At 62.3% G+C, this 6,901-nt stretch carries 5 protein-coding genes; 1 reads left to right on the top strand and 4 read right to left on the bottom strand.

Translation table 11 applies throughout. The features are described from left to right. Positions 1–111: 111 nt before the first annotated feature. The 4 genes from EHS19_RS07935 to EHS19_RS07920 all read right to left on the bottom strand — a co-directional run bounded on the left by EHS19_RS07935 (position 112) and on the right by EHS19_RS07920 (position 5,406). Entirely contained in the window at positions 112–1,881 is a 1,770-nt protein-coding gene (locus EHS19_RS07935; protein WP_241677157.1) for a peptidase U32 family protein, read from the bottom strand. Positions 1,882–2,132: 251 nt separating this feature from the next. After that, positions 2,133–2,936 carry an ABC transporter permease gene (locus EHS19_RS07930; RefSeq protein WP_175578378.1) on the bottom strand — a complete coding sequence of 268 codons (804 nt, stop codon included), beginning with the start codon at positions 2,934–2,936 and terminating at the stop codon, positions 2,133–2,135. Between the two features lie 17 nt (positions 2,937–2,953). Continuing rightward, complete coding sequence (locus tag EHS19_RS07925) at positions 2,954–3,913, bottom strand: ABC transporter ATP-binding protein (RefSeq protein WP_151917227.1); 960 nt, start codon at positions 3,911–3,913, stop codon at positions 2,954–2,956. Positions 3,914–4,137: 224 nt separating this feature from the next. Next, positions 4,138–5,406, bottom strand: coding sequence for an MFS transporter (locus EHS19_RS07920; RefSeq protein WP_151917226.1), 1,269 nt, complete (start codon positions 5,404–5,406; stop codon positions 4,138–4,140). 210 nt (positions 5,407–5,616) lie between these two features. On the opposite strand from EHS19_RS07920, the gene EHS19_RS07915 reads away from it, so the two are divergent. Beyond that, a complete protein-coding gene (locus EHS19_RS07915) occupies positions 5,617–6,651 on the top strand; it encodes a purine nucleoside phosphorylase YfiH/LACC1 family protein (RefSeq protein ID WP_151917225.1) in 1,035 nt (344 codons plus the stop codon). The last annotated feature ends 250 nt before the right edge of the window (positions 6,652–6,901 follow it).

Here is a 6,901-nt window from a genome sequence, read left to right as displayed (position 1 = left end):
ATTTCGTTCGCTGAGACGGTCTGCCGAGACGGTCACCATGAGCGTAATTCGCCGGCGTGTCGATATATATACACACATTTGAAAGCAAGAAATGGCTTGTCGCCGAGCGAGCTATTCCGCCTTGAGCGTGGGGCGTTTGGTGCGCGAGCGGATCGCCGTGTTCTCGGGCATCGGCTCGGGGCATGGCATTGAGAACACGTGCGCCGGATTGTTGATCGCCTCCACCCAGCGGCCGTCCGCATCGCGGAAGCCACCCGCAGGCATCGTATAGGCGAACGGCCGGCGTCCGGGTAGCAGGAACTCGACCTGCTGGCCGGCCTCGATCTTGTTGCGGCTCATGATCGTGACGCGCCCGCCCTCGCTCGGACTCCACGACAACACTTCGCCGACCACCATCCACGCGCGGAAATACGCGGAACGATCGGTGTTCTGGCTCACCTTGTGCTCCGGATAATAGAATCCGGTCGAATAATCGCGGTGCGCCACCTTGTCGGGTTCCTCCAGCAGCCAGTCGGGCAGTGACACATGCGTCGCCGGGCGAACGCGCGCGTGATGCCAGCCCTCCGGCAGCACCTCGGGCGCGGTGTTCGACTTGCGGCGGGCTGAGCGCGCCTTGTAGCTCAGTTCGTCAAGCTGGGTGCCGCCCGCCGCGCGCGCGGCCGCGTCGATCGTCGGCTTTGCTGCGGTGGATGCTGCGGTGGCTGCCGCTGTGGATGCCGCATTGGGGGATGTTGTGGCTGCGTCCGCCGTAGCTGCGGCGGTTCCGGCTGCGCTAGATGCGGTTGCTGCGGCGGTTGTCTGCGGCTGTGTCTGCGATTCGGGTGTCTGCGATTCGGACGCATCCGATTCGCCACCTGCGAACTCCAATCCCATATCGCCGCCGGGTACGCCGGCGAACGCCTTGTCCGCGTTGCGCTCGATGGCATCCGCCGGCAGTGCGGCCGCATCATCGACGATAAGCGACCAGTCGGGATCGCCCTCGCGAATCACCCTATCCGTAAACGGTCGCAGCGTCTCGCCGGACGCCGACTCGAATCCGCGCTGCACCATGTATTCGTTCACGGCGATCTTGTACGCGTTCGTCATCGCCGCAATGTAATACGCGGACTTCGACCGGCCCTCGATCTTCAGGCTCGTCGCGCCCGAATCGATCAGATCGTCGAGATGATCAAGCATGCACATGTCCTGCGAATTGAACAAATACGCGCCCTCCGCGGTCTGTTCGATCGGGTAGTACTGCCCGGGCCGCTTCTCCTCGACGATCGAATACTTCCAGCGGCACGGCTGCGCGCACTCGCCATGATTGCCGTCGCGGCCGGTCAGATAGTTGGAGAACAGGCAGCGACCCGAGAACGCCATGCACATCGCGCCGTGCACGAAACATTCGATATCCATGTCGTCGGGGATGCGCGCGCGAATGTCGCGCACCGCCTGCAAATCCATTTCGCGCGCAAGCACCACGCGACGGGCGCCGAACTCGTAGAGCGCCTGCGCGGCGCCGTAGTTCGTCACACCGGCCTGCGTGGAGACGTGCAGCTCGATGTCGGGCGCGATCTGATGCGCCATCATCATCACGCCGATGTCGGTGACGATCATCGCGTCGATGCCGGTGTCCTTGAGCTGACCGATGTATTCGCGCATCGCCTCGACCTCGCTGTTGCGCGGCAGCACGTTGAGCGTCACATACACGCGGGCACCGCGTTCATGGGCATAACGCGCGCCCTCCTCGAAGTCCTCAAGGCTCAGGTTTTTCGGCGCGGAACGCATGCCAAATGCCTTGCCGCCGCAGTAGACGGCATCTGCGCCGAAATCCACTGCGGTCTTCAATCCGCGCAGGTTGCCGGCGGGCGCGAGCACCTCCGGCTTGCGGCGGCGGGGCAAGCCGGACGGCGGCAGGGTGGGCTGCAATGCGGGCTGCGATGCGGGCGACTGCGGCGCGGGCTGCGTCGCGGATGACTGCGGCGCGGACGTTGGCGCGGATACGAGGGTTTCCATCGATTCATCAAGCACCCCACCAGTCTAATGGCATCGGCCAACCATGCCGATACGGATTGCAGTCGAACTGCATTCGCGCCCCGTCGCCGCTCTCTGCGGTCAGTCGCCACCCGCCGCGGGATTCATCGTCGGTGAGCTCACCCCTCAAACGACAGGGTTCGCATGCGCTGGGTGGATATCACGCCTACGGCGGTGACGATCAAGGTGAGCGCGGCCGTCACCGCGATCGATACGAGATCGATACTGCCGGACATCGTCGCTCGCGCGACGTTCACCTGATAGGTCAGGGGATTGCACAGGGCGACGGCGCGAAGCAGCGCGGGAGCGGAATCAAACGAGTAGAACACGGGCGCCGAGAAGGTCAGCGGTAGCGTGAGCAGGGACAGCACGAAGTTGCGCGTCTGATAATCCTTGATCAGACCGGTCAGGCAGTATCCGAAGCATTGCCAGAACCAGATCGCGACCAGGCCGACGCATGCGATGACCACGATCGCAAGCACCGACAGACGCAGTCCGACGGCGAAGGCGGCGACGATGATGACGCATACCTGAAAGAGGTACAGCACGGCTCCGGGAACCATCATCGCAAGGAAATATGCGCCTGCGGGAACGCCGGCCTGCAGTTTGTACGCGGCGAGCCCCCAGCGGCGTTCGGTGACGACGCGCGCCACGATGTGGCTGATGCCCGCCGACGCCTGCATGACCACGAGACCGGGGAAGAGAAAGCGCAGATATCCCGGGTCGTCGAGCGTGGAGGACAGTCCTACGCCGAGAAACAGCAGGTAGACCAGCGGGTTGATGGCGGCGGCGATCCAGCGCATCGGCATGCACAGGTCGGCACCCTGCCATTCCAGCTGCGCCATGACCGAAAACGCCCTCGTCCAGCCGAGGCGCTGCCGGTGCATGCTGTGTATGCGCGTTGTTGTGGTGAGTGTATTCATTGAAATCTCCATTCCCGTCACGCCGTCTTCTCTGCCGGGCCCGCCGCCGACTCGGCCGGCGTATCATGCTCGTGTTTGTGCGCATTGAATGTCCTCATCGCATCGCGCAACGTCACGCCCTTGCGCGCGATATCCTCGATGACCATGCCTTCTCGTTCGAGGATCTCGAACAACGGGCCCAACGGCGAGCCCGTGGGCTGTCGTACGCTCAGATGCGTGCCGTCAACGGTGAGCCGGTACCGGTCGGGAAGCATTGATTCGTCGATATGGCCCGGGCCCGGCGCGATCGTGATGTCCAGCTGTTCCTCTTGGGCGAAGTGGCGGATGAACTCATCCTTTGCGCCGTAGAACATGATGCTGCCGTTGTCGAGCAGCAGCACGTCGTCTACGATGTCCTCTACGGCGGCGAAGTCATGCGAGGATATGACAATCAGTTTTCCCTCGTCGCGCTTGGCGGCCAGAACACGTCCGAGCCGGTCGATGCTCGTCACATCAAGTCCCACGGTCGGCTCGTCGAGCAGCAGTATGGACGCGTCCATCGCCAGAACCCGGGCGATCATCAGACGTTGCTGCTGTCCGCCGGACAGCAGCTCTGGGGTTTTGTCAAGCGGGGCGTCGTTCAGCCCCACGGTGTCGATCGCCCAATCCGTGCGCTCCTGCGCCTGCCGCCCCTTGAGTCCGGCCATGCACGCGCCCATCCAGATGTTCGCGCGCCCGGAGACGAACCAGTCGATCATCAGTCGCTGCGAGCACCAGCCTACGCGCGCGTCGGACACAGACACATCACCCTGTGACGGTGCAAGCACGCCCGCGACAAGATGAATGAACGTCGATTTTCCAGCGCCGTTCTCGCCGAGCAATCCCACGATACGCCCGGCCTTCAGATTGACGGTGATGTCGGTAAGCGCGGTTTTGTCGCCGTAGCGCATGGTAACGCCATGCATGTCGATGTCGATGTCAAAGCCATTGCGTTCCAAAAGACAAACTCCAATCGAGATCGTATTGCCTACTTATTGATTGAGACCATGCATACAGACTGGTATCGTTTTGAAGAATCGTTTTGAAGGTTTATATTTCCTAAATCTATATTGCGTAATCCTTGATATCCGTATCTCATATAATAAAGTAACCGCATTAACATCTTTTCGTGCTGCTTTTTGTGGCTGTTTTTTGCATTGTCGTTCTGTAGTCGTTCAGTAGCTCAGTCGGCTTGCGTTTGTGCAGTGCGGCGTTCGCAGGTGGCGGCAAACGGCATTGCAACCAGTCCCAGTGCGATCATCACGACGGCAGACCACAGCAGCACCGCTCGGCCGTCGAACACGATGCCGAGCATGCCATAGGCCGCGTAGGCGAATGGGATCAGACCAAAACTCACCGCATAATCCAACGACGACACCCGTCCGAGATGGCGGTTGTCGACCTGTGACTGCAGAAGACTACCCCATAACACGCCGGAAATCTCCAGACCGATGCCGGCAACGACCGAGACCACGATCCAAGTCAGTGGCTCATTGGTCACCGCCGGTGCGATCAGCTGTACGGCCGACAACACGGCCCACGCCATGGAGCCGGTCAACGCGCGCCGGGGTGAACGCAGACGCAGCGACACTAGGCTGCCCAGCACATATCCGATCGATAACGCCGATGCCATGAGCGACCATGCGTATTTGCCGGTCGCGCGTATCACAACGAACGGCAGCGTCACGTCTGCCGCGCCGGACTGCACCGCAAGGAACACGGCCCAGAACGGGATTCCCACCGCAAGCCACCGATACTGGTGAAGCACTCCGCAAACTCCGCGCAATGTCGAGTGCAGGTCTGAGTCGTGAGCATCGTCGCGGCTTACCGGATTGTTCTCTGGTGATGGCCCGCCCTTTTCGTCGGCGATCTTGAGCGATGCCATCAGTGCCGTCGCGATCATGCCGCTGATTCCAGCTGCGACAAAAGTCGCGGTAGTACCGAGGTTCGCGGCGATCAATGCGCCGAGCAGTGGGCCGGCAACCGCTGCGGCATTGCGGAAGAAACGCACTAGCGCATTGGCGCGCACCAGATTGTCGTCCTCCACGAGCGACGGCAGCAGGGCATACAGGGACGGCGTACCGAACGCTGACACGAACCCGCTCGCCAACGACAGCAGCTGTACCGGCCAGCCGAGCCCGCCACCAAAAGCCACCAGCGGGGCCGTCACAAAATATGAGGCAGTGACGGTGGCCAGCGTCAAAGATGCCGTCGTTCTGCGATCCCAGCGGTCTGCGAGCACGCCTCCGACAAATGCCATGATCAACGTCGGCAAGGTGCGGGCGCACAGCGTGAACGCCAGACCGCGGGTGTCGGACTCGTCGGCACCGACAAAGGCGATACCCGCGGCGAACATCATGTAGGCGCTGGTTTGCGCACCCTGCGCGCAGGCATAACGAACCAGCAGGGACGGAACACGCGCCCGCAGGGGGAGCAAACCACATACTCTCATGAGATCACAGTATTCGGCAAGAAGGACTCGGCGAACGCGGTTCTAAACGCGGTTATAAAAGGACGGCAGACAGCGTTCCGTACCTGAGCCGTTTCGTTATTGCTGCCATATCGTAAATCCACTATATTCAGCGCTTTTCTATTGGTCTGGTATGTGTAGCGGCAAGAGTTTCGCTGATGCCGATTTGGTAGGTCGGCTACAGTAGGGGGCATGAGTACAGAGCAGAATGACCAGCCGCAAGGCGCATACGACGATGCCATCCTCGACAGCAACGCGATCAGTCCGACCGACGAGACCGGCAATCCGATCCCGGTGACGATTCCGATCGCGCTCGCGCCCGGCGTGACGGTCGTCTACACCACCCGCCTAGGCGGCATCAGCACCGGCGACTTCGGCGACTGCAATCTCGGCGGCAAATCCGGCGACGATCCGCATGCGATTCTCGCCAATCGTGTGGCGCTCGCCAAGCAGATCGGCTGCGGTCTGTCGCTGGTCAGCCAGGTGCATTCCGCAGTGGCCGTCGACGTGGACGATTCGTGGCATCTCAACACGCCGTTCGGATTCGATGTCTCCGGCACCCCCGGCGAGGTCGTGGCCGACGCTGGCGGCGAACAGCCGCAGGCGACCGTTGTCGAAGCGGACGGTCAGGTGACCACCCGCACCGGCGTGGCGCTCGGCATGTTCGCCGCCGACTGCCTGCCGGTCCTGTTCGCCGATGCCGAGTCGGGCGTGATCGGCGCGGCCCACTGCGGACGGCGTGGACTGGAGCGCGGCGTGATCGGCGAAACCGTCGATCTGATGGTCGCCAAAGGCGCGGTCCGCGAACGGATCGTCGCCACGCTCGGCCCGCGCATCTGCGGCGACTGCTACGAGGTGGGTGACGAGATCGCCGAATCGTTCCAGAACCGATTCCCACTGACCCGCACCATCACGCGCTTCGGGGGAGCCGGCATCGACATCGCCGAAGCGGCCATGATCGATCTTGCGTTCGCCGGCGTCAACCATGTGGTCGATTCGCGGCCGCGCGTCGCCGCCGCCACGCAATACCTCGACCATGACGCCGAGCTGGCCTCGCTATGCGAGAGCGACGGCGAGGGGCCGGCGCTTGCCGAACGGCTTGACGCGCTGCAGCACAGCATGTGCACGTTGGAGAACCCGCTGTGGTACTCGCATCGCCGCGCCGCGCTCGCCGGCAAGAAGCGCGAAGGGCGCATGCTCGCGCTCATCATGCGCTCCGAGCGCTAGCGTAGCGGCGGCGGCGTGCCGGCTGGGTGTCGGTGGAGCGTCGGCTGGTTTGTGCTTTCAATATCGGATGTCACCGCTACCTCACAACGCTATCTCGATCGCTATCTCGAAACTGAGAGGCTGTTTTAGTTGTTTGCGGCAGTCTATCTCGAAACTGAGAGGCTGTCAGGGGCTGATACGCTATGGTCGTTGAGCCGTTTTTGGCTTGACTCCGTGCCCGTCTCGCTGCGTCGTAGCCTCTCAGTTTTGA

The organism is Bifidobacterium jacchi (assembly GCF_009078285.1).
Taxonomy (GTDB): Bacteria; Actinomycetota; Actinomycetes; order Actinomycetales; family Bifidobacteriaceae; genus Bifidobacterium; species Bifidobacterium jacchi.
This window is presented reverse-complemented; position numbering and strand designations above follow the sequence as displayed.

What these genes read in the sequence shown, in the direction of transcription:
- EHS19_RS07915 (WP_151917225.1), top strand. Translation starts at nt 5,617, where the DNA reads ATGAGTACAGAGCAGAATGACCAGCCGCAAGGCGCATACGACGATGCC.
- EHS19_RS07920 (WP_151917226.1), bottom strand. Translation starts at nt 5,406, where the DNA reads ATGAGAGTATGTGGTTTGCTCCCCCTGCGGGCGCGTGTTCCGTCCCTG.
- EHS19_RS07930 (WP_175578378.1), bottom strand. Translation starts at nt 2,936, where the DNA reads ATGAATACACTCACCACAACAACGCGCATACACAGCATGCACCGGCAG.